The sequence below is a fragment of the Prosthecobacter sp. genome, assembly GCF_044222345.1.
GTDB lineage: Bacteria > Verrucomicrobiota > Verrucomicrobiia > Verrucomicrobiales > Verrucomicrobiaceae > Prosthecobacter.
The window spans coordinates 142,972-168,192 of sequence record NZ_JBGANL010000003.1 but is presented as its reverse complement, the minus strand read 5'-3'; the positions used below and the strand labels follow the sequence as shown (position 1 = coordinate 168,192).

22 protein-coding genes, 1 tRNA gene and 1 other RNA gene are annotated in these 25,221 nt (G+C 60.7%); 12 read left to right on the top strand and 12 right to left on the bottom strand.

All coding sequences use genetic code 11. The features are described 5' to 3' along the window. The first annotated feature begins 250 nt into the window (after nucleotides 1–250). Nucleotides 251–1,852, top strand: coding sequence for an AAA family ATPase (locus ACILSL_RS03395; protein ID WP_395730590.1), 1,602 nt, complete (start codon nucleotides 251–253; stop codon nucleotides 1,850–1,852). A gap of 419 nt (nucleotides 1,853–2,271) precedes the next feature. Further along, a complete protein-coding gene (locus ACILSL_RS03390; protein WP_395730589.1) occupies nucleotides 2,272–3,975 on the top strand; it encodes a phospholipase D-like domain-containing protein in 1,704 nt (567 codons plus the stop codon). Here ACILSL_RS03390 and ACILSL_RS03385 read toward each other — a convergent pair. Both ACILSL_RS03385 and ACILSL_RS03380 read right to left on the bottom strand, forming a co-directional pair. After that, nucleotides 3,957–4,787 (bottom strand): AsmA-like C-terminal region-containing protein, encoded by an 831-nt coding sequence (locus ACILSL_RS03385; RefSeq protein WP_395730588.1) that lies wholly within the window; start codon nucleotides 4,785–4,787, stop codon nucleotides 3,957–3,959. The two genes, ACILSL_RS03390 and ACILSL_RS03385, sit on opposite strands and share 19 nt — an antisense overlap. A 170-nt stretch (nucleotides 4,788–4,957) precedes the next feature. Continuing rightward, nucleotides 4,958–5,860: a hypothetical protein gene (locus ACILSL_RS03380; protein ID WP_395730587.1), complete on the bottom strand. Its 903-nt coding sequence runs from the start codon at nucleotides 5,858–5,860 to the stop codon at nucleotides 4,958–4,960. Nucleotides 5,861–6,115: 255 nt separating this feature from the next. Here ACILSL_RS03380 and ACILSL_RS03375 point away from each other — a divergent pair, with 255 nt between their 5' ends. Then, the gene (locus ACILSL_RS03375; protein WP_395730586.1) at nucleotides 6,116–6,679 is read left to right on the top strand and encodes a hypothetical protein; all 564 of its coding nucleotides are present in this window, start codon (nucleotides 6,116–6,118) and stop codon (nucleotides 6,677–6,679) included. Nucleotides 6,680–6,846: 167 nt separating this feature from the next. On the opposite strand, the gene ACILSL_RS03370 is transcribed toward ACILSL_RS03375, so the two are convergent. Together ACILSL_RS03370 and ssrA are read right to left on the bottom strand one after the other, a co-directional pair. Then, entirely contained in the window at nucleotides 6,847–7,428 is a 582-nt protein-coding gene (locus tag ACILSL_RS03370) for a hypothetical protein (RefSeq protein WP_395730585.1), read from the bottom strand. Nucleotides 7,429–7,674: 246 nt separating this feature from the next. After that, nucleotides 7,675–8,026, bottom strand: a transfer-messenger RNA (tmRNA) gene (gene ssrA / locus ACILSL_RS03365). 185 nt (nucleotides 8,027–8,211) lie between these two features. On the opposite strand from ssrA, the gene cysS reads away from it, so the two are divergent. From cysS to ACILSL_RS03340, 5 genes are all read left to right on the top strand, one after another. Next, nucleotides 8,212–9,618 carry a cysteine--tRNA ligase gene (gene cysS / locus ACILSL_RS03360; protein WP_395730584.1) on the top strand — a complete coding sequence of 469 codons (1,407 nt, stop codon included), beginning with the start codon at nucleotides 8,212–8,214 and terminating at the stop codon, nucleotides 9,616–9,618. Nucleotides 9,619–10,070: 452 nt separating this feature from the next. After that, a complete protein-coding gene (locus ACILSL_RS03355; protein ID WP_395730583.1) occupies nucleotides 10,071–10,679 on the top strand; it encodes a DUF1080 domain-containing protein in 609 nt (202 codons plus the stop codon). Between the two features lie 263 nt (nucleotides 10,680–10,942). After that, nucleotides 10,943–11,323 (top strand): SMI1/KNR4 family protein, encoded by a 381-nt coding sequence (locus ACILSL_RS03350; RefSeq protein ID WP_395730582.1) that lies wholly within the window; start codon nucleotides 10,943–10,945, stop codon nucleotides 11,321–11,323. Between the two features lie 153 nt (nucleotides 11,324–11,476). Beyond that, nucleotides 11,477–12,661: a DUF1552 domain-containing protein gene (locus ACILSL_RS03345; protein ID WP_395730581.1), complete on the top strand. Its 1,185-nt coding sequence runs from the start codon at nucleotides 11,477–11,479 to the stop codon at nucleotides 12,659–12,661. Between the two features lie 481 nt (nucleotides 12,662–13,142). Beyond that, nucleotides 13,143–13,712 (top strand): elongation factor P, encoded by a 570-nt coding sequence (locus ACILSL_RS03340; RefSeq protein ID WP_395730580.1) that lies wholly within the window; start codon nucleotides 13,143–13,145, stop codon nucleotides 13,710–13,712. A gap of 218 nt (nucleotides 13,713–13,930) precedes the next feature. Here the strand turns inward: ACILSL_RS03340 and ACILSL_RS03335 are convergent, their stop codons facing one another. The 8 genes from ACILSL_RS03335 to ACILSL_RS03300 form a co-directional block, all read right to left on the bottom strand. Then, nucleotides 13,931–14,590, bottom strand: coding sequence for a hypothetical protein (locus ACILSL_RS03335; RefSeq protein WP_395730579.1), 660 nt, complete (start codon nucleotides 14,588–14,590; stop codon nucleotides 13,931–13,933). A gap of 57 nt (nucleotides 14,591–14,647) precedes the next feature. Beyond that, nucleotides 14,648–16,411 carry an ABC transporter ATP-binding protein gene (locus ACILSL_RS03330; protein WP_395730578.1) on the bottom strand — a complete coding sequence of 588 codons (1,764 nt, stop codon included), beginning with the start codon at nucleotides 16,409–16,411 and terminating at the stop codon, nucleotides 14,648–14,650. Nucleotides 16,412–16,822: 411 nt separating this feature from the next. After that, nucleotides 16,823–18,106 carry a class I SAM-dependent methyltransferase gene (locus ACILSL_RS03325; protein ID WP_395730577.1) on the bottom strand — a complete coding sequence of 428 codons (1,284 nt, stop codon included), beginning with the start codon at nucleotides 18,104–18,106 and terminating at the stop codon, nucleotides 16,823–16,825. Between the two features lie 54 nt (nucleotides 18,107–18,160). Beyond that, nucleotides 18,161–19,105: a GDP-L-fucose synthase family protein gene (locus ACILSL_RS03320; protein ID WP_395730576.1), complete on the bottom strand. Its 945-nt coding sequence runs from the start codon at nucleotides 19,103–19,105 to the stop codon at nucleotides 18,161–18,163. Nucleotides 19,106–19,288: 183 nt separating this feature from the next. Further along, a tRNA-Glu gene (locus ACILSL_RS03315) sits at nucleotides 19,289–19,363 on the bottom strand. A 940-nt stretch (nucleotides 19,364–20,303) separates the two neighbouring features. Next, nucleotides 20,304–20,999 (bottom strand): hypothetical protein, encoded by a 696-nt coding sequence (locus ACILSL_RS03310; RefSeq protein ID WP_395730575.1) that lies wholly within the window; start codon nucleotides 20,997–20,999, stop codon nucleotides 20,304–20,306. 493 nt (nucleotides 21,000–21,492) lie between these two features. Continuing rightward, nucleotides 21,493–21,675 carry a hypothetical protein gene (locus tag ACILSL_RS03305; protein WP_395730574.1) on the bottom strand — a complete coding sequence of 61 codons (183 nt, stop codon included), beginning with the start codon at nucleotides 21,673–21,675 and terminating at the stop codon, nucleotides 21,493–21,495. A gap of 208 nt (nucleotides 21,676–21,883) precedes the next feature. Next, the gene (locus tag ACILSL_RS03300; RefSeq protein WP_395730573.1) at nucleotides 21,884–22,024 is read right to left on the bottom strand and encodes a hypothetical protein; all 141 of its coding nucleotides are present in this window, start codon (nucleotides 22,022–22,024) and stop codon (nucleotides 21,884–21,886) included. A gap of 311 nt (nucleotides 22,025–22,335) precedes the next feature. On the opposite strand from ACILSL_RS03300, the gene ACILSL_RS03295 reads away from it, so the two are divergent. From ACILSL_RS03295 to ACILSL_RS03280, 4 genes are all read left to right on the top strand, one after another. Beyond that, nucleotides 22,336–23,046 (top strand): hypothetical protein, encoded by a 711-nt coding sequence (locus ACILSL_RS03295; RefSeq protein ID WP_395730572.1) that lies wholly within the window; start codon nucleotides 22,336–22,338, stop codon nucleotides 23,044–23,046. 63 nt (nucleotides 23,047–23,109) lie between these two features. Beyond that, on the top strand, nucleotides 23,110–23,763 hold the full coding sequence (locus ACILSL_RS03290) for a GTP-binding protein (RefSeq protein WP_395730571.1): 654 nt from the start codon (nucleotides 23,110–23,112) through the stop codon (nucleotides 23,761–23,763). A 20-nt stretch (nucleotides 23,764–23,783) separates the two neighbouring features. Beyond that, nucleotides 23,784–24,182 (top strand): hypothetical protein, encoded by a 399-nt coding sequence (locus ACILSL_RS03285; RefSeq protein ID WP_395730570.1) that lies wholly within the window; start codon nucleotides 23,784–23,786, stop codon nucleotides 24,180–24,182. 82 nt (nucleotides 24,183–24,264) lie between these two features. Then, nucleotides 24,265–25,212: an FAD:protein FMN transferase gene (locus ACILSL_RS03280; protein ID WP_395730569.1), complete on the top strand. Its 948-nt coding sequence runs from the start codon at nucleotides 24,265–24,267 to the stop codon at nucleotides 25,210–25,212. Nucleotides 25,213–25,221: the final 9 nt, after the last annotated feature.

Here is a 25,221-nt window from a genome sequence, read left to right as displayed (position 1 = left end):
GATTCACATGGGTGACATCCTGGCCCTGCCGCATGGCGATCTCCGGAACGGAGCACCGCCTCTGCTCCATGGCCAATCTCACCCGCAGGAATGGGAATGGCGATGAATTCTCCACTTGCTCGCGGCAAGCATTCCTGTGCGGATGAGGCGGCAAAGCTTTCCGCCGGAGGCCGCCAACGAAGACCGGTCCTGCCACGCGCGGGCGACCTCAGCGGGGCTGCCGTGCTGGCGCCATGAACCAAGAATCCGCATGAACTCCGATGCCACACAACGTCTGCTGGATTTTCTATCCAACGCCGGTTCCTACCCGCACCGCCCGCCGCAGGTCACGCGGGTGCAGACGCATGCTTCATGGGTCTTCATCGCGCCGCCCTTCGTTTACAAAATCAAGAAGCCGGTGAACCTGGGCTTTCTCGATTTTTCCACGCTCGAACTTCGGCATGCCGACTGCCTGCGTGAGGTGGCGCTGAACCGGCGCCTCGCTGAGGATGTTTATCTGGGGATCGAGCCCATCTGCGAGCATGCAGGCAACCTGCATTTCGGCGGATCTGGAGTCATCGTCGAGTGGGCAGTGAAGATGCGGCAGATGGACCCGCGCTATTTTTTGCCGGAGCTCATGAAGACTCAGAAAGTGGGGAGTGGTGAAATGGACCGCATCGTGGCAAAGCTCCAGCGCTTTTACGCCACGCAGCCACCGCTGCCGCCGGGCGAGGTGAATGCGGCCACTGAGCGTCTGCGGCAGTGCACCGAGGACAACTTCAAGACTTGCGCGTCATTCGTCGGCCAAAGCCTCTCGCAGTGCGCGCTGGATGCGATCGTGCATTATACCCGCGGGTTCTTCGCAAGGCATGGCGCCCTGCTCGATTCACGCCTGCACGACGGCTGGATCCGCGACTGCCACGGCGACCTGCATCTTGAGCACATCCATCTCTCTCCGGAGTCAGTGTGCATCTATGACTGCATTGAGTTCAATACTGACCTCCGCTGCATCGACGTGGCCTGTGACATCGCGTTTCTCGCCATGGATCTTGATTTCAATGGCCGCCCCGATCTGGCGCGCCACATTGCAGAGCGATTCGCGCTCTTGCTGGATGACCACGGAATGAAACCGCTGATGGACTTTTACAAGTGCTACCGTGCCTGTGTGCGTGGCAAGGTGGAGAGCCTGCATGCCCATGCTGAGACCGTGGAGGAAGGTGAGAAGGAATCGAGCCTGCAACTGGCGCGGCGCTATTTTCGGCTCGCGCTGCAGTACGCGCTGGGCGGCTCCAAGCCATGCGTCTTTGTCTTTATGGGCAAGGTGGCCTCAGGCAAGTCGGCGCTGGCCGAAGCTCTGGGGCGGGAGACAGGCTGGCCGGTGCTGTCTTCCGACCGTGAGCGCAAGAGACTGGCGGGCAAGCCATTGAATCATCGCGGCAGCGAGGAGGAGCGTGCCGCGCTGTATGCGCCCGCCATGACGAGTGAAACCTATTTGCTGCTGTTTGAGCAGGCGCTCGCCACCCTGCGTGAAGGGCGCAGCGTGATCCTCGATGCGACGTTTTCCAAACGCGAGCACCGCGCTGCGCTGCAGGAACGCATGGCTGCGGAGGGCTGTGACGTGCGATGGATCGAAGCCCATGCCAGCGAGGCGGTGGTGCGCAAGCGGCTGCTGCAGCGTGATGGGGACCCTGAAGTGGTGTCCGATGCACGGCTGGAAGACTGGAAGCGGCTGAGCGCCGGCTACGAGCCGCCTGATGAACTGCCGCCGGAGGGGAGGCGGTACATTTTGACCGATGGCAAAACTGGACAGGTATTTGGCAAGCTGCTGAAGGGACTGGTGGATCTGGAGCCACACAAGAACGGGAGATTTTAATGCATCGCCGTCCGTGGATGTGCATACCAGGTGAGGCTGGGATGTATTACCAAGCCTTATAAAGGCTTATCGGTGATGGTGGCAGATCTTGATGCCCTGAGGGTAGATGTAGCCGATGCGGTCCGGCAGGCAGGGCGGCCCTGCCGCGTTTTTCACACCGGCCATCCGAAGGAGGACACAAGTCATCAGCCCTGTTATTAAAAATCAAATTCCATCTAAAAATTTCATGCTTCTTTATACCACATCAAGCAGCTTCAGGGAGGTGCTAACGCTCGCGGCACAGAAGAATAGCCAGTGGTCACTAAATCCATAATTAGTCATTTAATTTAACTTATTATGAACATCCACCAATTGACACTCACTATTTTTCATCTTCTTTGACATAATTGTAAGCCTTACACCTAACATAGGAGACCATTATGCGAAATTTGATCGAAGGCCCTGTTCTGGCGGTCCGAGCCATTGGCGGGCTGCATGTCGTAACTTTGGCGTGGGACTTTGTCGAAGGCCAAGATGCCAAAAAAAACAGACTGCTGGGCTTTGCCATTGAGCGCTCTGAAATCGCCAAAGGTGAGGTGATCGAGCGCTATTTCCTACGGGGGATCAAACGCTTCAAGTTTAAGGACGAAGGTGCGCCTGCAGCTTCGCCCATGCCTACCTCCGAGCACCCCATCCAGTCGTTCCAGTGGGGCGACTATACTGCGAAACCGGCAACGACCTACCGCTACCGGGTCATCCCTGCGTATGGCGTGCCCAAGCTGCTGGAGCTAGACGAAGCCTCGGCAACCACGGTCGAAATCAACACAGAGGCGGAAGAGGGGCCTAGAGGAGGACAAGGAAATGCCCGGCATGACGTCTATTTCAACCGTGGAGTCGCCGGCTCCCAGGCATACGCCCGCAAGTTCGGGAAAAACAAGCCCGACGAAAACGACCCAAAATCCGAACAAATGAAATGGCTTTCGCGCGGTCTTTTTGAAGCGCTCACCGGTTTCATCAAAATCGCCGCAGGCGAGGATGCTGCCGACTACAAGCTCAGGGCCATGCTTTATGAGTTCCGCTATCTGCCGGTGGGGCAGGCGTTCGCAGCGGCCAAAAAGCAAGGGGCGGACGTGGCGATTCGCTATGAAGCTCAGAGCTATCTTGAGGAGAATGAGGCGATGATCGCCGAGGCGAGGATCAAAGGCATCTGCAAGCCGCAGAAATCAAGGGCCGGCATCCGGCACAACAAGTTCATTGTGCTGATCCACAAGGACAAGCCCGTGGCGGTTTGGACAGGCTCCACCAACATCTCCGCTGGAGGTATTTTCGGACATTCGAATGTCGGGCATATTGTATGGGATGACGACATCGCCAGACTCTACCTCGAATACTGGCAACGGCTAGCTGAGCCTGATGTGACGCGCGGCCGGCTGGTAGCCGCAAACCTCAAAGCAGAGGCCACTCCTGCGCCAGAGTCTGCGCCGCCTGCCGGACGCATGCTGACGCTCTTCAGTCCGCGCGATGACAAAGAGGAGGTGCCTACCCTGCACTGGTATGCAGATGTGATGCGCTCGGCCAAACGGATGATGTGCATGACCTTTGCCTTCAATCTGGACGAGATCTTCGAAGAGATCCTGGAGAGCAAAGATGAGACGCTTCGCTACGCCGTTTTCGACAAGACGCTCGACGAAGGCATTGTGGCCCAGATTGACGCGGCGGAAAACAATGTGATCGCCTCAGGAGAAAAGCTGGAAAAAGGCGACATGGTGAATTTCCTTGGAGAGCCGCTGACTGGTTTTAACAAAAACCGTTACATTCACGACAAGTTCATCCTCGTGGACCCTCTCGGAGAGGATCCCATCGTCGTGACCGGTTCTGCCAATTTTAGCAAACCTTCTCAGGCGACCAATGACGAGAACATGCTGGTCATTCGTGGGAATGAACGGGTCGCAGACATCTACTTTGGTGAATTCATGCGCATCTTTGACCACTTGTATACCCGCTACATCGTCGCACGAATGAAGGCCGCAGGAACAAACAATCCTGATGCCGGATACCTCAAAGAGAAGACGAACGAATGGCTCCCCCCCCATTTCACGAACATCCGCAAATCCCTGCGTCGAAACTACTTCATGGGACGATAAACCCGCCCCGTGCCCTCCCGGGTGTTCTGCCGACGGAACATGCCGAGGGCTTCGAAGGGCACGGAGACGCCTTGGCGGAGGACGAGGCAGCTGAGTTTGGCGGCATTTTTGAGGACGCTTTTTGCGACTCCGATCAAGCCGAGCGGGGCCACCTTGATGTCGTCAAACGGGCCCTGCACCTGCATCTCCATGAAGGCGACGCTGATGGGCGCGATGATGACCCCGACAACGCCGCGCACGTTGGCGCGGCCATGGCCTTCCACGGTGCGCTTGTTCAGATTCACGGTGCCACGGGCGGTGACGACGATGGACTGCCCGAGCACCTTCATGGACTCCACCATGGCGACGCCCTTCGTCATGATGAACCGGGCGCGCACCTCCTCGGTGCCATGCAGGCGCTCGTGATGGAGGATTTTGGGGAAGATCTGATAAGCCTGATCCAGCAGGGGGACGTGGACGATGGGCGCATCGATGAGATCCAGCGTGCCGTTGCCGGTGGAGTTGCTGGGGTCATCGCCAATGACGCCGCGACAGGTGAGCGTCATCTGCGCATTCTCCAGCTTGGCGTTGAGCTTTCCCACCCAGGGCGAGAGGGTGTCCAGGTGCAGGGACTGCAGCGCGACATCGGCATCGCTGAGTTTTTTGCCATCGTAGATGGCGGTGAGCGCGAAGCTGCCGCCGAGCATGCGCCCCTTCAAATCATGGAAATGCCAGGCGCGGTGATCGTACGAGACTCCGCCCTGAAGGTGCTCAATGACCAGCGGATGCTCGCGCACGGTGACCACGAGGTCTGCGGCGCTGCGGATGCGCATGGAGCCCAGCGTCCACTACGGCGGATGGGCCCCGGATTTGAAAACAAAATCCTCGGCGATGATGTCTGGAAAGGCGGGGACCTTCACGTCCTTCGGCAGGCCTGCTGCGAGCACGGGGATGTTGAGCGCGAGCTCCAGCAGATTGGCATCGCCGCTGAGGCGGGAGATGGTCAGCGCTCGGTCTTGCCCACGCGCTGGCCTTTGAAGGTGTCTTTGCGCCCGGCGGTGTCGATGAGCGTGCCGGAGAGCAGCAGCGGCTGGTCCTGCCAGCCTGCGAGGGTGGCGTCCACGGCGGCAGTGCCTTTCTCGAAGGCGATCTGGGAGGAGAGCTTTAAGTCTGATTGGGAGATCCGGGCATCCTCCTCCGCCTTCTTCATGGGCACGCCGTGCAGCTCCAGCTTGGGGCCGCTGCCGTGCAGGGTGGCGGTCCACTGCGCAGCGTCGGGGCGGAGATCGACTGTGAAGCCGCCGGTGATGGCGAAGGTGCCGCCGCCGGGCTTGAAGCCCAGCATGTTCATCACGGCGCGCACGGGTTTCAGCCGCAGCTTGATGGCCTCCGTCTGGCGCGGTTTGTCGGGGCTGGCTTTGGCAGTGAGGATCTCCCCGGTCACGGCGATGGACACCGATCCATTGCGGGTGTCGAGCTGCGCGATCTCGATCTTGTCATTATGCACGGAGAGATCCGTGGTCACGTGCTCAAACTTCACCGGCCCGTCCACATCATGCAGGGTGAGGGTGCCGTCCGTGATGTGCCAGCGCGTGACAGCTTTGCGCGTCTGCCACACCTCGCGCCACAGGATGTCCACATGCAGGGCGCTGATTTCGATCAAAGGCTCATTGTCCGGCAGGCCGCGCAGCGCCGCGTTGTTCAGGGTGATCCCGCCGAAGAGGGACCATGACTCGCTGCTGCTGGTGAGGTTCAGCCCCCGCTCCGTCAAACGCTGCCGCAGGGTGGACTGCGCAGTGCTGACCAGCCAGTGGTAAGCGCCGAACAAGACCACCCCGAGAACCGCCGTGACGATGAGCGCCATGCGGAGCCTGCGGTGGGAGGAAAGGACTTTGGCTTGAGACATCGGATGGGGGTGAAGGGCTGCCGCTGGAGGCGTTGCGGCCCGGATTGAGGCAGGAGGTTCAGTGCGGCGTATCTCGTCACAGCTATCGTTGCGGATGGCGGCGGCGGTTCTGTCATTTGTAGGCGCTGCGCTGTGGCCATGCCATGCTGTGGGGTGTGGCCACGAAGTAACAGCGAATCATTAGGAAACGTGACAGCAGGCAGGGAGTTTAATCCTTGCGTGGATCTGGGAGATCCCCATAATAGCCAGATGAGAATGATCGTTATCTTGCTGGCGCTGGGCATGTGGGCCGTCCCTTCGGCGTGGGCAGCAGAGCCAAAGCCAAAGATTCAAGTGGGCCCGATCTCCAAGGGCAGGACTTTGCCTGAGACGAGGCGCATCAACGGAGTGTTTGCCCCGTCGAAACCAACCATCGAATTCAGCGTGACGCTCACGGAGAGCATGCCGATGAAGAACATTATGGGCATGATTTACTTTTTCGATGCCAACAACAATCTGGTCCACCAAACGGGTGAGACCCCGGAGATGGACCGAACCAAGATCGATGAGGAGTCCGCCAAAAAGCTGGAACGCATGAAGCGTGAAAACCCAAAGGCCACGAGCTTTGTGGTCGTAGTTGAGGGACCGACCACGGCGAAGGCAGGAAAGAAATACTACTACCGTCATGTGATACAGGAGCAAGATCCCAAGTGGACCCACGTCGTGGTCGTGGTCGGCGGCAGTAGCGGTGACTGCACCGCGCGAGTCTTTCCGAAGTTTGACCCCAAGCTTTTGAATTTTCCCGGCAAAGCCAAGATCACTCGTTGGTTTGAGTCCTAGTTCAGAGACGCAGCAGCGCAGCGACAAGTCTCATCAGTCCCTGCGCGGCGTTGCCCAAGACTGAGTCCGGCGGCCCGTCAGGCCACGATGTCAGAGGTGAATGGCGGATGGCGCGCTGTAGCCATGCTCATGCAGAGCATGCGGGTGGCCGCTCATTGCGCCTCCACTTATCCCCCGCGTTTCTTCCGCCCCCCGATCTTCGTGCCGCTGGCGATGATCTGCTCATGCAGGCGCTGCAGGCAGGCTTTCCAGGTGGCTTTGTCGAGGGGGATGTAGCGCTCCGTGCCATCGGGGAAGACCTTGGTTTCGAAGATGTTGCTCGGCTGCTGGATGATCTCGTCGTAGAGGCCGTGGATGAAGAAGGTGCGGGTGTCCGCGCCGTCTGGCCAGGGACTGGGCTGGCCCTCCGCCTCCTGGATGGCAGCCGCAATCGCGGAGAGAATTTCCACGGGATTCAAAACGATGCCGATGGTCTTGCCGCCTTCGAGGTAGTCGGCCATGACGATGCTGATCCGCCCGAGGACCGCTGCCGCCTGAGTGGTGTCTGCTTTGCCTTTTCCCGCAATGAGCTTCTTCAGTTCGCCCTCGGTAAGAATAGGGCGCGCAGATGCAGGCGCACGCGCAGATGCAGGCGCACGCGCAGATGCAGGCGCACGCGCAGATGCAGGCGCACGCGCAGACGAGGAAGCGAACGCCGCGGGTGCTTCCGCAGGGTGGGTGTTCTGGATCTCGCGTCGAGGGGCACGCATGGGGAAAGTTTATAGCATGCTTAGAACTTCATGGCGAAAAAGGACGGCCTCTCATTTTTTTGGCAGATCGCCATGATTGGCGGAGGGTATCCTCTTGTCCTGCGGGTGTGGATGGAGCGAGTGCGCTGGGCGCGGCGGGAGCGTGAGAGATCAGGCCGATCGTTTCCAAATCCGATTTCGCCAGACGTGCTGGCCAAAGTTCAGGGAAGCCCCCTTGAAACCGATGCACTCTCTTGGACTTCAAGAAAGTGGAGGCGAGGGGAGTTGAACCCCTGTCCGAATCACCGTTGCCCGTAGCGTCTCCATGCTCAGTCTCATCTTTGGTCTCGGTGGGAGGCGGCTTGAGACAGCCTACTCTTCACCCAGCGTCCTGTTTGATCTCGTTTGTGACCCGGTCGCCCGGCCAACAAACCAGCCTGGTAGTGGCATCGTTCAGGCTACCAGACATTGCCTGAAGGATGTCGCAGTGCTTAAGCTGCGAGTGCTAGCTCGTTAGAGTTTGCATTTGTGTTTTTGATCCGGTGTTTAACGAGGCCAACGAATCATCCTCGGCATGCAGCTCCGAACTAAGACGACCCGTCGAAACCAGTACGCCCCCGTTTTGGAGAGGACTTAGAATACCCCATGCCGGGGCGGGGTCAAGCTCGATACTGGATGCTAGATCCTAGATCATGGGACGCTCTCAAGGTACCGAATTCGACTTCGCTTGTAAAACACCGCCAATCCAGCATCCAGATTCCCGCGCTCGACATTCCGCATTCACCATTCATTTTCCCCGCCCCCATGCCCGCCCTGAAGATCCACGACACCCTGACCCGCACTGATCGCGAAACCACGCCGCTGGATGGCAAGACGCTGCGCTTTTACTGCTGCGGTCCCACGGTCTACGGTCCGGCGCACATCGGCAACTTCCGCACCTTCGTGGCGCAGGATGTGATGCGCCGCGTGGTGGAGGCCTCCGGCACGCCCACCCTGCACGTGCGCAATATCACGGATGTGGACGACAAAACGATTCGCGACTCCCAAAAGGCGGGGCAGACGCTCATCGACTTCACTCAGGGTTGGACGCAGAAGTTTCACGCCGACTGCGCCGCGCTGAACCTCCTGCCCCCGCACATTGAGCCCAGCGCCGTGGCGCACATCCCGCAGCAGGTGGCGATGATCGAGAAGCTCGTCTCCGGCGGGCATGCCTACGCCGCCGCCGATGGCAGCGTGTACTTCCGCGTGTCCTCCTTCAAAGACTACGGCAGACTCAGCCACCTGGAAGATCGCGAGCTGCGCCTGGGTGCCAGCGAGGCCGCCAGCGCCACCGACAGCGACGAGTACACGAAGGATTCCCTCACCGACTTTGCCCTCTGGAAGGCGCGCAAGCCGGAGGACGGCGAGAACTTCTGGCCCAGCCCCTGGGGCGAAGGCCGCCCCGGCTGGCACCTGGAATGCAGCGCCATGATTCTGGAATACCTCGGCGAGGATTTCGATCTGCACAGCGGCGGCGTGGATTTGATCTTCCCGCATCACGAAAATGAGATCGCCCAGAGCTGCTGCAGCACGCACGGGCACTTCGCGCATCACTGGATGCACGTGGCCCACCTGATGGTGGACGGCGGCAAGATGAGCAAGAGCATCGGTAATCTCTACACGCTGGCGGATCTGGCCGCGCGTGGCTACACGCCTGCGGAGGTGCGCTACGTGTTGATCTCCGGACACTACCGCGCGCCGCTGAATTTCACCATGCACAGCCTGGACTCCGCACGCCAGGCGCTGCAAAAACTGGCGAAGGCGGACAAGGCACTGGCCGCCCTCTCCCCTGCCCTGCCCGAGGCGAAATCGGCAGGTCCTTTCGAAGACGCCTGGACCACGCTGCTCAATGACCTCAACGTCCCCGGAGCCATGGGCGGCATCTTTGGCGTGCTCAACAAGCTCAAGCCCGCCGCGCTGTCTGCGGAGGAAGCGGCAGCGGCGCGCAACGGCCTGCACTTTATGCTCAGCGCGATGGGCATCGTGCTGCCCCCCGTGGCCGAAGACGCCGTGGCCGATGTGCCCGCCGACATTCAGGCCAAGGCGCAGCAGCGCTGGGACGCCAAGCAGGCGAAGGATTGGGCCGCCGCAGACACGCTGAGAAAAGAACTCGAAGCCGCCGGCTGGCTGATCAAGGACAGCAAGGAAGGCTTTACGGTGGTGCCGAAGTGATGGGAGGAGAGGGATCATCCTGATCCCTCAACGCTCACGCATAGACCAGAGACTACGCATCTCTGCAAACCCGGGTCTCGTGTGGGCATCAAGTTGAAGCCGCCGCAGCGCCCCCGGAGCGCGGACTTCAGTCCGCAGCAGTTCGTCTGCACACAGCCGGGTGGAGCTGGGTTTGGCGCTGCGAAAGCACCTGTACGCTTGGCACGAATGAGCAAAGATCTTCGGTTTGGAGCGGGTGTGGCGTGGGATAAGAACCCCGCGTGTCAGCAGAGTGCTGCGGACTGAAGTCCGCGCTCCCTTCCGGAGGCATCCGCAAACCCGCGTTTCGTGTGGGGATCAAGATGATCCCCCTCCGCCCCCCTTTCTCTAACTCGTTTTGTTTTGCTTTTTTCGGCAGGGCCGGGGAAAAAGCTGCGTTTATCTGCTCTCTCATTCCATCCTCCCTCCCAACCATGAAACGCACCGCCGCCCTGCTCCTCGCCGCACTCTCGCTCTCCACCCTGCATGCGGAGGACTGGCAGCCGGAGGCGGGCTTCACCTCCCTCTTCAATGGCAAGGACCTCACCGGCTGGTGCTTCCGCGAAAAGACCAAGAAGGACGATCCGAATCCCGGCGCCATCACCGCAAAGCACGACGGCAAGACCGAGGCGAAGGATGCGGGCCAGTACTTCGTGAAGGACGGCATCTTCACCGTGAACTTCCCCACCGAGATGGACAAGCTCACGGGGCAGATCTACACCGTGGCGGAGTTTCCGACGAACTTCGTGCTCAAGCTCGAATTCCGCGCCGGGGTGAATGCGGACAGCGGCATCTTTGTGCGCAAGCCGCAGCTCCAGTGCCGCGACTACCTCGTCGCCGGTCCCTTCACCGACCTGAAGGCCTACAAGCCGCAGGAGTGGAACCAGATCGAAGTGACCGTGAAAGACGGCGTCACGGTCTGCACCTGCAACGGCGAAGTCCTCCCCGCCGTGATGCCCATGCCCCCGACAGGCCCCATCGGTCTCGAAGGTGACCGCGGCGTGATGGAGTACCGGCATATCCAGCTCAAGGAGCTGAAGTAGGAGGTTTGAACTGCGCGGGGATTCCCAGTCATTGTGAAATCGTCAGAAAGCGAATCCCCTCTCCCCGCCCACCGCATCAGTGCTCCACGATTCCTTCGGGGAGAGGTCGGGTGAGGGGCGGGGTAAAGGTAGGTGTTCGCTGCTGGAAATAAGTTCCCGAGCCGGGTGTCATCACACATATTGGTTCATGAGCTTGCCATTTCCCGAATTGAAGTTTCTCGACTCCGGCAGCCAGGCTTCGGCGGAAGAACTGGGAAGCCTCATTGCCTCCAGCACTCAGGGCATGGCTGGCGCAACATAGCGGCGCGATGCTGGACAGAGACAATTACTTCCTGCCCATGGAGAACATGGATGGCCTGCCCTGCAGCGTAGGAGTGGAGTATATGATGTCCTTGGTAGAGATGGGGGAAACGCTGGACATCCTCGAACCTGCCTTTCCTCCAAAATTCGTGCCTTTTGCAAACGATGGCGATGGCAACTATCTGCTGATGTCCCCAGACGGAGGCATTCATTTCTGGGACTACGACTGCCGCGTCGATCCTGCCCACACAGGGGCTGTGGATGAATGCACGCTCAAGATTGCCGACTCTCTGCCAGCCTTTCTCTCCATGCTCGGCCCGGGCCCGTTGACAGAGGAGGAGTGATGCAGCCGTGCCTGAAGCGCAGGCGTTTCCCCTTTGGCTGTCTGCGCTCGCCACCCGCATTCCGCTTGAGTTTCGCCACCGTGCCGCCATCAGGTGGGCGCAAGATGCGCGCCTGCGTGGCGTAGCTTTCATACCCCCCCTTTTGCTTCCAGAATGAAAAACCTCTATCGCCGCCAATTCCTCCGCGATCTCGGCATCTCCGCCAGTGCGCTGCCGTTCCTTGCCGGGCTGCCCAGCCTGACCGGTGCGCCAACGCCGCAGCGCAAGCAGAGGCTCATCATCATGTTCTCGCCAAATGGCACGCTGCCGAATGAGTTCTGGCCGGACCAGGAGGGGGCGGATTTCAGCTTCAAATCCATCCTCAAGCCGCTGGAGCCCTTCAAAAAGCAGATGCTCGTGCTGCACGGCATCGCCAACAAGGTGAAGGGCGATGGCGACAGCCACATGCGCGGCATGAGCTGCCTGCTCACCTGCGACGAACTGCTCAAAGGCAACATCATGGGCGGCGGTGGCAATCCCGCAGGCTGGGCCAGCAATATCTCCATCGACCAGGAGCTGAAAAACTTCCTGCAAAGCCGCGCGGAAACGAAGACGCGCTTTGGCTCGCTGGAGTTTGGCGTGGCCGTGCCGGAGCGCGCGGACCCCTGGACTTTGAAAAAGGTGTCCTCCAAGCTAAGCGCACGCGACAAGGCGCTGCTGGACCAGCACATGACGCTGGTGCGCAGCATGGAGCAGGATCTGGCCGATGCCGACAAGCAGGGCAAGCTGATCCACCCCGTGCCGCAGGTGGACCCCAGCATCGAGCTGGTGAACGACAACACCCCTCAAATCAGCCGCATCCAGATCGACCTGCTGGTCAACTCCCTGGCCAATGACATGGCGCGCATCGGCACGCTGCAGTACATGCGCAGCGTGGGCATGGCGCAGATGCGCTGGCTCGGCATCCAGGAGGGCCACCACTCGCTCTCGCACGATCCGGATGACAAGAAGGACAGCTACGAAAAGCTGATGAAGATCAACACGTGGTTTGCCGGTGAGTTTGCCTACCTGGCCAAGCGGCTGCGGGAAACACCCGAAGCCACCGGCGGCGGCAGCATGCTGGACAACACCCTGCTCGTCTGGACCAATGAACTCGGCAAGGGCAACAGCCACACGCTCGACAACATCCCTTACATCATGATCGGCGGCGGCTGCGGGTTCAAAATGGGCCGCAGCCTGAAGTTTGACAAAGCCGCCCACAACCGTCTCTGGATGTCCGTGGCCCAGGGCATGGGGCACAACCTGCAGACCTTTGGCAAGAAGGAGCTCTGCGAAGGCGGCGCGCTGGCGCTGAGCTAAGGCCGTGTGTCTTGCAGAAGAGGGATCATCTTGATCCCTCACGCTCACGCAACGTCCTGCCCCCCCCCAGCGCCCTCGGCACATCCCAGCGCCTAGGAGCGCGGACTTCAGTCCGCAGCACACCGCTCCGCGCAGACCTCTTGTCCAACCCTGCGCACCTCCACATCCAGCGCCGCCGTCCTTTCGCCTCCGCCAACACTTCCCAGCGCCACCGTGTTTGCGGAACTCAAGACCCAGCTCCACCTGCCACGAGTCCGCAACCTTCTGCGGACTAAAGTCCGCGCTCCACAAGCGCTTTGGCCTGCCATCGTGGCGAGTTTTGCGATTGGTCATCCCAGAAAGCACGGTTTACACTCGCTCTCGCCGCCTCAGCGGAGAGCGTAGACCCGCCAGAATCCCCCTTCCCCGCCCGTCCGGCGTGCCATGGGCCTCGAACCGGCGCTTGCAAAGCACGCCAAACTCGCCAAGGAAACACGCTCTTATGCCAGCCACCCCAGTTATCAATCTCCGCAAGGGACACGCCGTCCGTTACAACAACGACGTTTGCGTCGTCACCGACACCGAACTCAAGACGCCACCGCGCATGGCCTCGTTCGTGCAGATGTCCGTCCGCAGCATCACCATCGGCAAGATGTACAACCTGCGCATGACTTCCAATGAGTCGCTCGAGTCCGTGAACCTCGTCAAAGACAACCACGAATTCAGCTACAAGGACGGCGACGGCTACCACTTCATCCACCCTGAAACGTTTGAAGACGTGCTCATCGGTGAAGACAAGCTGGACGCCAAGACCCGCGGCTACCTCATCGAAGGCCAGAAGTACCTCGTCGTCTTCGCGGATGACGTCGTCGCCGGCATCGAACTTCCTGCGAACATCATCATGACCATCACCGACAGCCCTGCCGGTGTGAAGGGCGACTCCGCCAACAACGTGTACAAGGAAGCCACCACGGAGTCCGGCATGCGCGTGCAGGTCCCCCTCTTCATCGGCCCTGGCGACAAGATCAGCGTGAAGACCGAAGACGGCACCTACCTGGGCCGCTCGAACTGAGTTTGAGCTGAGTTCATTGAATTGCAAAACGCCTGAGTGTGAAAACGCTCAGGCGTTTTTGTTTTTTGGGAATATAGGCCGGGTGTTTGGCGAATATCGCCACCTCAACCACGCGTAGAACTTTGCGCCGAACCGCTCGACTGCGAGAACGCCCCTACGCCACAGAGCTCGCGACACGCTCACAGACGGGAGGGCTGTCGCCACACTCGTCCTACGATTCAGCCTCCAGCGTCGGGCTTGAGGCTCTGTCCGGGAGCAGGGCTAATCGCGCTTGAGCTTGCCATCGATTTTATCCCTGCTGCCTCCGATGTAACCTTCATCTTTGTCGAGGAATTTGAAAAACCAGGTCTCGACAACACCGGAGTCGTTCTTCTGACCGCTGGCCTCCACCAAATCAGGTCCGGCCACCTTCCAGAGACGATGGCTTTTTTGTCAGAGCCCAGCTGCCGGGAGCCTGATCCGTCCTTTTTGAACTCAAACACGGTGCCGAGGGACGTGCGCCATGATTTGCCGACAAAGAGCTTTTCCAGAGGCGGCCTGCCAGGCTGCGCAGGCGTACCCGAGGTGTCCTTGATGGCCCTGCCGGTGATACGCTCGATCTCCTCCTTCACCTCGATGGCTTCCGCAAGCTGACCAGCCTTGGTGCGCTGCTCCAAAAGCTTCAGCAACTCCTTTTCATACGTGGCATTGAGCGGTGCCAGGGCGCGGCTGGTGGCTTCCTGGTACGATTGCTTCAAGCGTTCAAGATCCGCATCGGCAGCAGTGACCATCGCGCCGTGCGTCAGGAACAGCATTCCCAGAAAAACCGTTTTGTGGTGCATATTCCTTTTGATTACAACAGAGCCATTCTTTACCACAAGGCAAAATTTGTAGCGCATGCCTGACAAAATTCTGTCCGTGAGCGGGCTGAGACGGGCACCTCGAAATCTGAGGAATCAGGATGATCCCTCTCCGCCATCAAACGCCAGCGCGGCCATCTCGCGGTAATACGAGGACGTTTGCAGCAGCTCCTCATGTGTGCCGCGGGCGAGGATGCGGCCGAGGTGCAGGACGTAGATGAGGTCTGCCTCCACGATGGTGCTGAGGCGGTGGGCGATGATGAGGCTGGTGCGATTGGCGCGGAGTTTGGCGAGCGCGGCCTGGATGAGCTGCTCGGATTTCACATCGACGGCGGAGGTTGCTTCATCGAGGAGGAGGATGGGGGCGTCTTTGAGGAAGGCGCGGGCGAGGGCGAGGCGCTGGCGCTCGCCGCCGCTGAGGAGGACGCCGCGCTCGCCGACTTCGGCATCGAGGCCTTCGGGGATGCGCTGCACGAAGTCTTCGGCGCAGGCGTCGCGCAGGGCGGCCCAGAGTTCGTCATCGGTGGCACCGGGTTTGCCGATGAGGAGGTTGTCACGTACGGTGCCTGCGAAGAGGAAGGCCTCCTGCGTGACGTAGGCGAGGGACTGGCGCAGGAAACGCTTGCTGAGGTTTTGGATGGGCACGCCGTCGAGCGTGATGGCACCGCTCTGCGGATCGTAGAAGCGGGTGAGAAGTTGGAAGAGCGTGCTTTTGCCGGAACCGGTGGCGCCGACGATGGCGATGGTTTGATGTCGCGCGGCGCGCAGCGAGATCTCATGCAGCACGGGCTTGTCGGCGCGGTAGCTGAAGGTGACGGCGCTGAATTCGACCTCCCCACGGATGGAGTCGAGCGACCGCCCGGCATCGAGGTCTTCCTCGGTTTCATTGTCGAGGATGGCAAAGACTCGCTTGGCGGCGGAGAGGCCGTTGAGCAGGGTTTGATTCACGCCGTGCAGCCGGGCGATGGGTTCGTAGAGGAAGCCGACGAGCAGCAGAAAATCCATCAACTGGCCGGGTGTCATGCTGCCCTGCACGCACCACCAGGACCCGGCCATGAGCAGAAGAACGAGTCCGCCGTTTCCAAGCAGCGTCATGGAGGGCGCGTAGAAGGCCCAAGCGGCCATGAGGCGTGTCTGCTTGTCTTTGAGGCGATGGCTGGCGGTGAGAAACTTTCCCTGCCGCATCTCCTCCGCAGTGAAGCTCTTGATCTGGCGGATGCCGGTGATGGTGTCGTGCAGCGTGGCATTGAGCGCGCTGGTGGCCTCACGTGCGGCGGTGGCGCGCGGGGAGACCCAGTGCGAGTAGATCCACCCCCCAGCGGCAATGAACGGCGTGGGGGCCAGGACAATGAGCGCGAGCTTCGCATCCGCCACCAGCATGACGATGGCGGTGATAAGGATCTGCAGAACCGCAGTGCTGCCCTGCTCGATGCCTTCGAGGATGACGCGCTGCGTGGCCGGCACGTCGTCGGCCAGCTTGGTGAGGATATCGCCGGTGCTTTGATGATCAAACCAGTGCAGCGGCAGCAGCTCGATCTTGCGGTGCAACTGGCTGCGCAGATCGGTGATCATGCGCTGCTCAAAGGTGCAGTTCACCCGGGTGCGGAAGTAGAAGAGGCCCTCCCGCAGCGCAAAGGCCAGCAGCGCCAGTCCGCCGGCACGCCAGATGAGATCGCTGCGCTTCTGCGGGATGATTTCATCCATGAACCAGCGCACCACGCCGGGAAACACAAAGATGAGCGAGGTGCCCGCCACGGCCAGCGCGAACTGCCACGCGGCGATGCGCCAGTGCCCGCGTGCAAACACGAGCAGGCGGCGCAGCGCGGCGCTGTTGGTCATCGGCTCGGGCTTGTCGTCCATGGGTGTGTGGCTAGACGAGCGAGCACGGCGCCAGATTCAAACCGAATGTGGGAGGGCCTTGCGCTTGCGAACGCTGCATGGCACTGCCCTACGCCCAGCGCTCAGGAGCGCGGACTTCAGTCCGCAGCTCTCCGCCGCGCACAGAGCGCTTCTCCCCCACAATGCGCCCCCACACCCAGCCTTATCTCGCTTTCGCTATCACCATCGCACCCCCAACGCCACGGTGCTTGCGTCGCTCAAGACCCAGTGCCATCCGCTTCGTGCAAAGACCTTCTGCGGACTAAAGTCCGCGCTCCAAAGCCTTCTTCGCGGCGCAGCACTGGCCTCGCTCCACGGTCCTTGGGCAGGCAGACACAAAAAAGCTCCGGCCCTTGCGGCACCGGAGCTGATTTGAAAAGCTCGAAGCGCAACTCACCCCACCAGATGCACCTGCGGCATTGGCACCACAAACTTGCCACCGCGTGCCAGGAAGTCGGTCTCACGCTTGAGGAACTCAGGCATGAAGTGCCATGGCAGCACGAGGTAGTAGTCGGGCTTGGCGGCGCGGGATTCCTCTTCGGAGATGATCTTGATCTGGGTGCCGATGGTGTAGCTGCCCCACTTGACCGGATTGCGGTCGGCGATGGCAGTCACGAGGTCATTCGTCACATTGCAGAACTGCAGCGTGGTGCTGCCCTTGGTGGAGGCGCCGTAGCCGTGCACCACTTTGCCCTCGGCCTTGGCCTTCTGCAGGAAGGCGGTGAGGTCGGTGCGGATGCGCTCGATGTTGTCGCGGAAGAGGGCGTAGGGGGCGTCGGAATCCAGCGCCATTTCGAACTCGCGGACGCGCAGATCCTGCACGCGGGCGGCGGCTTCAGCGGAAGGCTTGACCTGTCCGGCATTGGCCACCACAAGGCGGAAGCTGCCACCGTTCACATCGTTGAGATGCACGTCGATGACTTCGAGGCCGTGATCACCGAAGAGGCGCTCCAGCACGGCGAGGGAGTAGTATTCCAAGTGCTCATGGCAGATGGTGTCGAAGCTGTTAATGTCCAGCATCGCAGGCAGGTAGCTCTGCTCCAGAATCCAGATGCCGTCCGTGGCGAGCACATCGGCGATGTCCTGCACAAAAGCGTGCGGGTTTTCCAAATCATAGAACATGGAGATGCTGGTCACCACGCGGGCTTTCTCCGTGGCATGCACGCTCTTGAAAGCGCGGGCGGAGAAGAAATCATTCACCACCGTGAAGCCCTTGGCGCGGGCCTTGAGGGCCACGTCCGATGGGTCAATGCCGATGTGGCGCAGCCCCTGGGTTTTGTAGCTGGAAAGGAGGGTGCCGTCGTTGCAGCCGATGTCGAGCACGATGTCCTTGGCCTTCAGCGTGACGGTCTGCTCGACGAGCTGGGTGATGCCCGAGAGGTTGTCGATCATGGACTGGTTGATGCCAGACTCATAGTAATAGCGATGATACAGAACCTTCGGCGGCACCGAGTGGCGCATCTGCACCAGACCGCAGGCGTTTTCATCCTGCGAAGGATCGCAGCGCACGAGATCAAGAGGCACTTTGCGCTTGATGAGCGCACTGCCATCCGCGCTGGCAAGCACACCGCCAATGAATTGATCCCCAAGGCTGACGACCGGAGTGAGGCTGCGGGAGCCGCAAATACGGCAGGTGTTGCGGGTGATGAGGACGGGGCGGAAAGCTTGGATGGCCATGGGTTCAATTGGCATTGTTGTGCTGGTGTGTCCAGCTAGACTTGATGGGCAGGTTCAGACGCGGGCGGTGGCGCGGTTTTCAAGAAACCACTGGTAGGTGCGGGCCACGCCTTCGCGGAAGTCGGTGCTGGCCTTCCAGCCGAGTTTTGCCATGCGGCTGACATCCAGCAGGCGGCGCGGATTGCCGTCCGGCTGCGTGGTGTCCCACAGGATCTCGCCGGTGTAGCCGATGATGGTTTTGATGGCTTCTGCGGCATCGCGGATGCTGATCTCGGCACCGGTGCCGATGTTGATGATCTCAGGGCTGCTGTAGTTCTCCAGCAGGAAGGCGCAGGCGGAGGCCAGATCGTCCACAAAGAGGAACTCGCGCGTCGGCTTGCCACTGCCCCAGAGGGTGACGGTGGGCTTGTTGTGCAGCTTGGCCTCGTGAAAACGGCGGATCAGCGAGGGCAGCACGTGCGAGTGTTCGGGGTCAAAGTTGTCAAAGGGGCCGTACAGATTCGCCGGCATGCCGCAGATAAAATCACGGCCATACTGGTGCCGGTAGCCCTGGCAGAGCTTGATGCCCGCGATCTTGGCGACGCCGTATGGCGCATTGGTCTCCTCCATGGGGCCGGTCATGAGGCTGTCTTCACGGATGGGCATCTCCACGACCTTCGGGTAAATGCAGGTGCTGCCAAGGAAGAGCAGCTTCTTCGTGTCAAAGCGGTGCGCCGCAGAGAGCACGCTGTTTTGGATCTGCAGATTGTTGAGCAGGAAATCCACCGGCTGGGTGTAGCTGGCCTTGATGCCGCCCACGGTGGCCGCCGCGAGGATGACCTGGTCCGGCCGCTCTGCCGCAAAGAAGGCGTCCGTGGCATGCGGATCGCGCAGATCCAGCTCGGCCTTGGTGCGGGTGATGATCTGCCATTCGGGCTTGCCGGCGTAATGGCGCAGCAGCGCGCGTCCGACGAGACCCTGATGACCGGTGATGAAAAGTTTGCCGCCTGAGGAAGACATGCCTGCATGCCTAGCGGATGCGCCTGCGGTGTCCAGCAAAGCTTCATTTCCCAGCGACAATGACGGAGCGGCCTGATCTCCGACCGGCGCTACCATGGCATGACATATGGCACCATTGTGAAGCAGTTTTGCCGGTGGTCAGTCGTGGCTGATTTTCCTCGGCCGCCACTCTCTTGAAGAGAGTGGCGACCCCTACGAGAATCGAACTCGTGTCGCATCCGTGAAAGGGATGTGTCCTAACCGCTAGACGAAGGGGTCGTTTGCTCGGATTGAGCGGGCCGGGATATTGCTTTCAAAGCAGAATTGCGCAAGAGAAAATTCATCATTCGTGAAATTCATTTTTCCGTCCCCCCTCATTCACCTCTCCGCAGGTCGCCAATCACTCATCGTTGTTCGCTCTTATCCGCGTAAACAAACACCGATGGCCCCGCCCGAAAGAGCGCCGTTGAGTGAGGTCTGCGGTTGCAGCGCAATTTCCATTCGGCGACAGGATTGATCGAGTCCGCCGCGAACGGATGGAGAGATGGTCGCCATGCCCTGTGAACAACGGTTCAGTCCGGCGAAAACGGTGAAAAAGTCTTGAACTCCAAGGCAAAATACTTAACCTCAATTAAATAACGCAAATGCTGAGGTATTTGTTTATAATTACTAGATTTTTCACACAGGCTTGCTATTCTTTCACCTGAATCAGGTCGCTTCATCCGCCGATGAGTTTTTCGTTACGAGGTTTGTTCCAGCGCGGAGTCGGTTCTAAAGAACCGGCTCAAGGCGCTGAGCACTCCGTGGCGGAAACACCTCTTCAGAGAGTGACTGGCTCGGGCACAAACAGCCTCTCATCCATGCAAGCGTCTCCCCCTTTACAGTTTTCATCAGGTGCTTCCCCTTTTCAGGTCGGGGGCAGTCCCCTTTTTAAAACAGCTGGTAACGAACCTATTGCAGCCCCGCACATCAATTCAGCCACAGGGATGTCACCGTTCAGCGTCATTGGAGCAACTCCCACGAATTCACCTCTGACCGTAGGGGATGTGATCAATCAGCTTCCCGCCGAAGTCGTGCGCATGGGGGCGCTGCCTGCGGAGCAGCCGCTTTCCCTGCCACCTGCCCTGCTGGAAAACGCATTGCGCAGCGGTCAGGCCGCACTGCCAGTCTTTGAATTGTATCGCGTCTGCCCGGCGCTTTTCCAGGTGCCCATCTCCCCTCAAGATCCACGTCTTGTAGCACTGCCTGCGGCAAAGCTGCCGGGGCTGATCGCGCAGGCCCGCGAAGGACACGGGGCGGCCCCGGCTGCTGCCGCCGCCGCGCCAGCACCGTTTTCTTTCGGCCAGCCTGCATCGTCCGTCGGCTCCCCATTCCCGATGAGCCAACCGGCCGCAGAGCCGGCGCAGCAGCCACCGGGGTCTCCTTTGTCATTTGGCGCGAGTACCCATGGCTCCCCTTTCGGCATGCCGCAGCAGCCCGCAGCACCGGCGCCCGCCGCCAGCAGCGGATCTCCTTTCTCGATGGGTGGTGGCACGAATGGCTCGCCCTTCGGAATGCCGCAGCAATCCACAGCAGCGGAGCACTCCCCACTGCCGGGATCTCCCTTCTCGATGGGGACCAGCACGAACGGTTCCCCCTTCGGCACATCGCAACAACCTGCGGCACCTGCCCCCGCCCCATCATCAGGATCTCCTTTCTCGATGGGGGCCAGCTCGAATAGCTCGCCCTTCGGCACATCGCAACCACATGCGGCACCTGCCCCGGCTACACCACCGGGGTCTCCCTTCTCGATGGGAGCCAGCACGAACGGTTCCCCTTTCGGCACATCGCAACCACATGCGGCACCTGCCCCCACCCCATCATCAGGATCTCCCTTCTCGATGGGGGCCAGCTCGAACGGTTCCCCTTTCGGCACGTCGCAACCACATGCGGCACCTGCCCCGGCCTCATCAGGATCACCCTTTTTGTTAGGGGGCAGCCTGAATGGTTCGCCCTTCGGCAGTCCGCAGCAGCCTGCTCCATCCTCCTCAGCTTTCGCTCCGGCACCGGCGGAAAGTTGGTCAGCTGCGACTCCTGCCGGAGCAAATTCCGGGGCATCCATTTCCACTTTGTTCACACCAGCAGCGCAGCAACGTGCCGCCGTGCCTTCGGATGTGGCCCCTGCTCCTGCAATGCCCTTTGGCTCCTCTTTCCTCTCTGCGATGAAGGATGCATCACCAGCGGCAGAATCACCTGCGCCGAGCGTCTTCGCTTCTCAGCCGCAATCACCCGCGCCCAACGCCTTTGCTTCGCAGCCACCCTCAGCAGCACCCGGCCATGCCCCTGGCTCATCAGGCATGGTGAAATTAGGATTCGCTGCCGTTCTTAGCGGTTACAGTGTTGAAGAACTGGGATTCAATCCGACCACACTACCGGCGTGGATCAGCACCAGCGTTCAGGGCAGCGTGCTGCATGAACAGATCTCCTCCGGCAACGTTGTTGTGGAACTCGGCCTGCTCATTGATGGCATTTCCGATCTCGGTTTCCGCAACACCCTCACCAACGCGAAGCGTGATTTCAAGATCAAGCTGCCGCAGAACGAGGTGTTTCATTCGCTCACCAACATGTCGGCGGCACCTGCGGCACCCACCTCCTTTGGTAGTTCCAGCCCGGCAACGCCCCCCACCCGACTTTCGGTGCAGCCGAATCCTGCGCAGCAGCCAGTTCAGAATTTGCAGCCCATGTTCGGGGCTTCTTCCATACCTGGCCCCGCAGAACAGAAGCCGCCAACACCGATGTTCGCCGCGGCATTGGCTCCATTTACCCAAAGCCAGCCTGCGGCAGGTACTGCGCCGGTGTCAGCCTTTGGCTCTCCTCAGCCATCCGGTGGTCCAGCGCCATTTGGATTTTCTTCTCCCTCAGCATCCGCCGAATCTGCGCCGCCTCCAGTTCCAGCAGCATTCGCCCCCGCCCCGGCACAGCCAACGGCATCTTTTTCCCCGCAACCTCAGCAACCCCTTGCCGGAGCGTTTCACACACTCGGTGCATCCCCCTCGTCACCTGGGGCTCAATCAGCGGCTCCGCCGAATGCACCTCTGCTCGGAACGGCGAAACCGTTCGATCCTTTCGCCTCTTCCTCCACAGGTCCGCTGTCAGGCAAAGGGCCTGCGGAATCAGGGTTTAGCAGCGCCCAGTTGCTGGGTCAGGCTCCCGCGCCACAACATTCCGCCTCTGCTTTTGCACCCGCGCCCGAGGTCAAGCCAGTTCCCAGCTTGTTTGCCGCCCCGGCCCCTGCTCTCTTCCAGCCCACACCTTCCTTCGCTCCAGCCTTGGAAGAAATTCCTTCTTTCTCCACGCCTGCGTCTCCTGCGCCACAGCCTGCCCCACGTGGATTGTTCAGCACCTCATCGCTGAATGTACCGCTGTTTTCAGAGACAGCGGCACCGCAGTCCAAGCCAGAGTCTAAATTCGCTCCGGCCACACCCGCAGCGTTCAAACCACCTGCAGCGCAGGCCACGCCGTCCGCTGCACCTCCGGCTAAAATGGCCGAGGTCAAGCATTCCTTCCTCGGTCTTTCCCCGCTCGATACCCAGACGGATCAGCTCCTGCTACGCGCGCTGCTGGGCACCGAGGAGAAACTGACCGCGCCACGAGTCGTCGAACTGCTGGCCCTGCAGCCGGGTCTGAGCGCCTGCGTCTGCCTGCACGGCTCCCAGGTGCTCAGCCATGCGGATTTATCCAAGATTGATGCCGTGGAATTCCAGCGCCAGGCGCCGGACATCGCCCGTCAGTTGCGCGGTCTTGCTCCGCTCATTGGCATTGAAGGTGCTGAAACCTTCACGCTCAATGCGGGCGGTCGTTTGCTCACGTTCTGCTTTCCAGGAGACTCCATCATCGGCGTGCTGCATGATGACGAACCCTCCACCGGCATGCGCGACAAGATCACTCTCATCGCCCGCGAACTCGCCCGCATGCTGGACTAAAAGCCCGGCATTCAGCGACAGGCTGCGGCATTCATTCCATTCCATTCGTCATTCCCCTCTGCCATGCCCAGCATCAATCACGACGACCGCACCGTCAGCTTCAAGATCGTCTATTGCGGCACTCCGCTCAGCGGAAAAACGTCCAATCTCCAGCAGATCCACGCCAAGCTGGACCCGAATGGCTGCAGCGACCTAGTCTCGCTGTCGACCGCCCAGGACCGGACCCTCTTCTTCGACTTCCTCGCAGTGGAGGCGGATGCCCTTCCCGGTTACAAGACCACCTTTCATCTCTACACTGTCCCCGGGCAGATCACCTACAATGCCACGCTGCAGCTCGTGCTGAGGCAGGCCGACGGTGTGGTCTTTGTGGCGGATTCCCAGATGGACCGCCAGCGTGACAACCTGCACTCTCTGCAAAGCCTGGAAGCCAACCTGCGCATGAACGGCAGCGCGCTGGATCGGCTGCCCATCGTCATTCAATACAACAAGCGTGACCTGCCCAATGCTGCGCCGGTGGAGTACCTGGAATACCTCTTCAACAACCGGCCCACGCCTTTTCTCAGCTTCGAGTCGGACGCCCGCAGCGGTCGCAACGTGCTGGCCACGCTGAATGCCATCTCCCAGGCCGTGCTGCATCAGTTCCGCCTGCGCACTGCACCTGAGGACAGCACCTCGACCACGCCGCATGAGCTTCCCACCCATGCCCTCGCCGCGTAAAACCGCCTTGTGATTTGACCATGGAACTCACCGCCCTTGCCTCCATTCCTGAAGTCATTCAGATCGCCATTGCTGATGACGCCGGGCGTTTGCTCGATTGCGCGGGTGATGGCGAGCCACCCACGACCGCCATCCTGGTGCTGGCGCATGCCACCTTGTCTGCGGCCTCCGAACTGGGCCGCCGCTCTGGCAGCGGCGACTGTCTGGAAATCGTCCAGCAGCACGACGGCGGCGTGATTTACCTCCACGGCCTGCCGCAGCGCCGCATGCTGCTCGCCCGCTGTCAAAGCACTGACATCATCCCTCTCATCCGCACCGCCTGTGAGAGGCTGGCAAAGCCCATCACGACCCGCATCCGGCCCGTTTCTGCGCCTGCATTGAATCTGGCGGATGCGTTGCATGCAGAGCCTGACTGGTAACAAGGAATTGGCGGCTCCCGTCTCGGCCCGGACTTTCCAAGGCCGGATTTTTCGTCGATACGATCCTCCTGCCGTGAGTTCCGTGTATTCCATCCTCGCCCTTTGCCTGCTTCTCTGTGCCATCCCCGCGCAGGCCTTGGAGCGCTTCGATTTCTCCGCGCCGCTGATGTTCACCACCTTCCGCATCTCCGTGCATGCGGATACGAAAGCAGAAGCAGAAGCGGCCGCCGACGCCGCCTTTAAGCGCATCGCCGCGCTCAACGCCGTCTTCTCCGACTACGAGCCCAACAGCGAGCTCATGCAGCTCTGCAACACCGGCCCCAGCAAGCCCTTCAAAGCCAGCGCCGATCTCTTAGACGTCGTCTCACGCGCCCTTGAACTTTCCCGCCTCACGGAAGGGGCCTTCGACATCACCTGCGGCAATCTCTCCCACCTCTGGCGCCGCACCAAACGCACCCACAAACTCCCGCCCGCCGACCGGCTGCAGCAGGCGCTCGCCGCCACCGACTGGCGTGCCGTGCAGCTGGATGCCAAAGCGCAAACCCTCACGCTCCTGAAGTCCGGCATGCTGCTCGATCTCGGCGGCATCGCCAAGGGTTACGCCGCGGATGCCGGACTGAAGGTGCTGCGTGAGCGCGGCCTCACGCGCGCCCTCGTCATGGCAGGGGGAGACATCGCCATCGGCGATCCGCCACCCGGGGAGGATGCGTGGGACATCAAGCTGCGGCAGTTCACCCATGCCACGCCTGAAGAAGACTTGGTGACGGTGCACCTCCACAACTGCGGCGTCTCGACCTCCGGGGATCTCTACCAGTTCACCGAGATCGACGGCAAACGCTACTCCCACATCGTTTCCCCCAAAACCGGCATGGGGCTCAGGGAGCGCATCGCCTGCTCAGTCATTGCACCCGACTGCACCACCAGCGATGCGCTGGCCACGGCCATGTGCGTGCTGGGCCGGGAGCGTGGAGAGAAAGCGGCGGCGCAGGTGAAGGGTGTGACCACGCGGTTTGCGGAGCAGGCACGCTGAGATGAACCG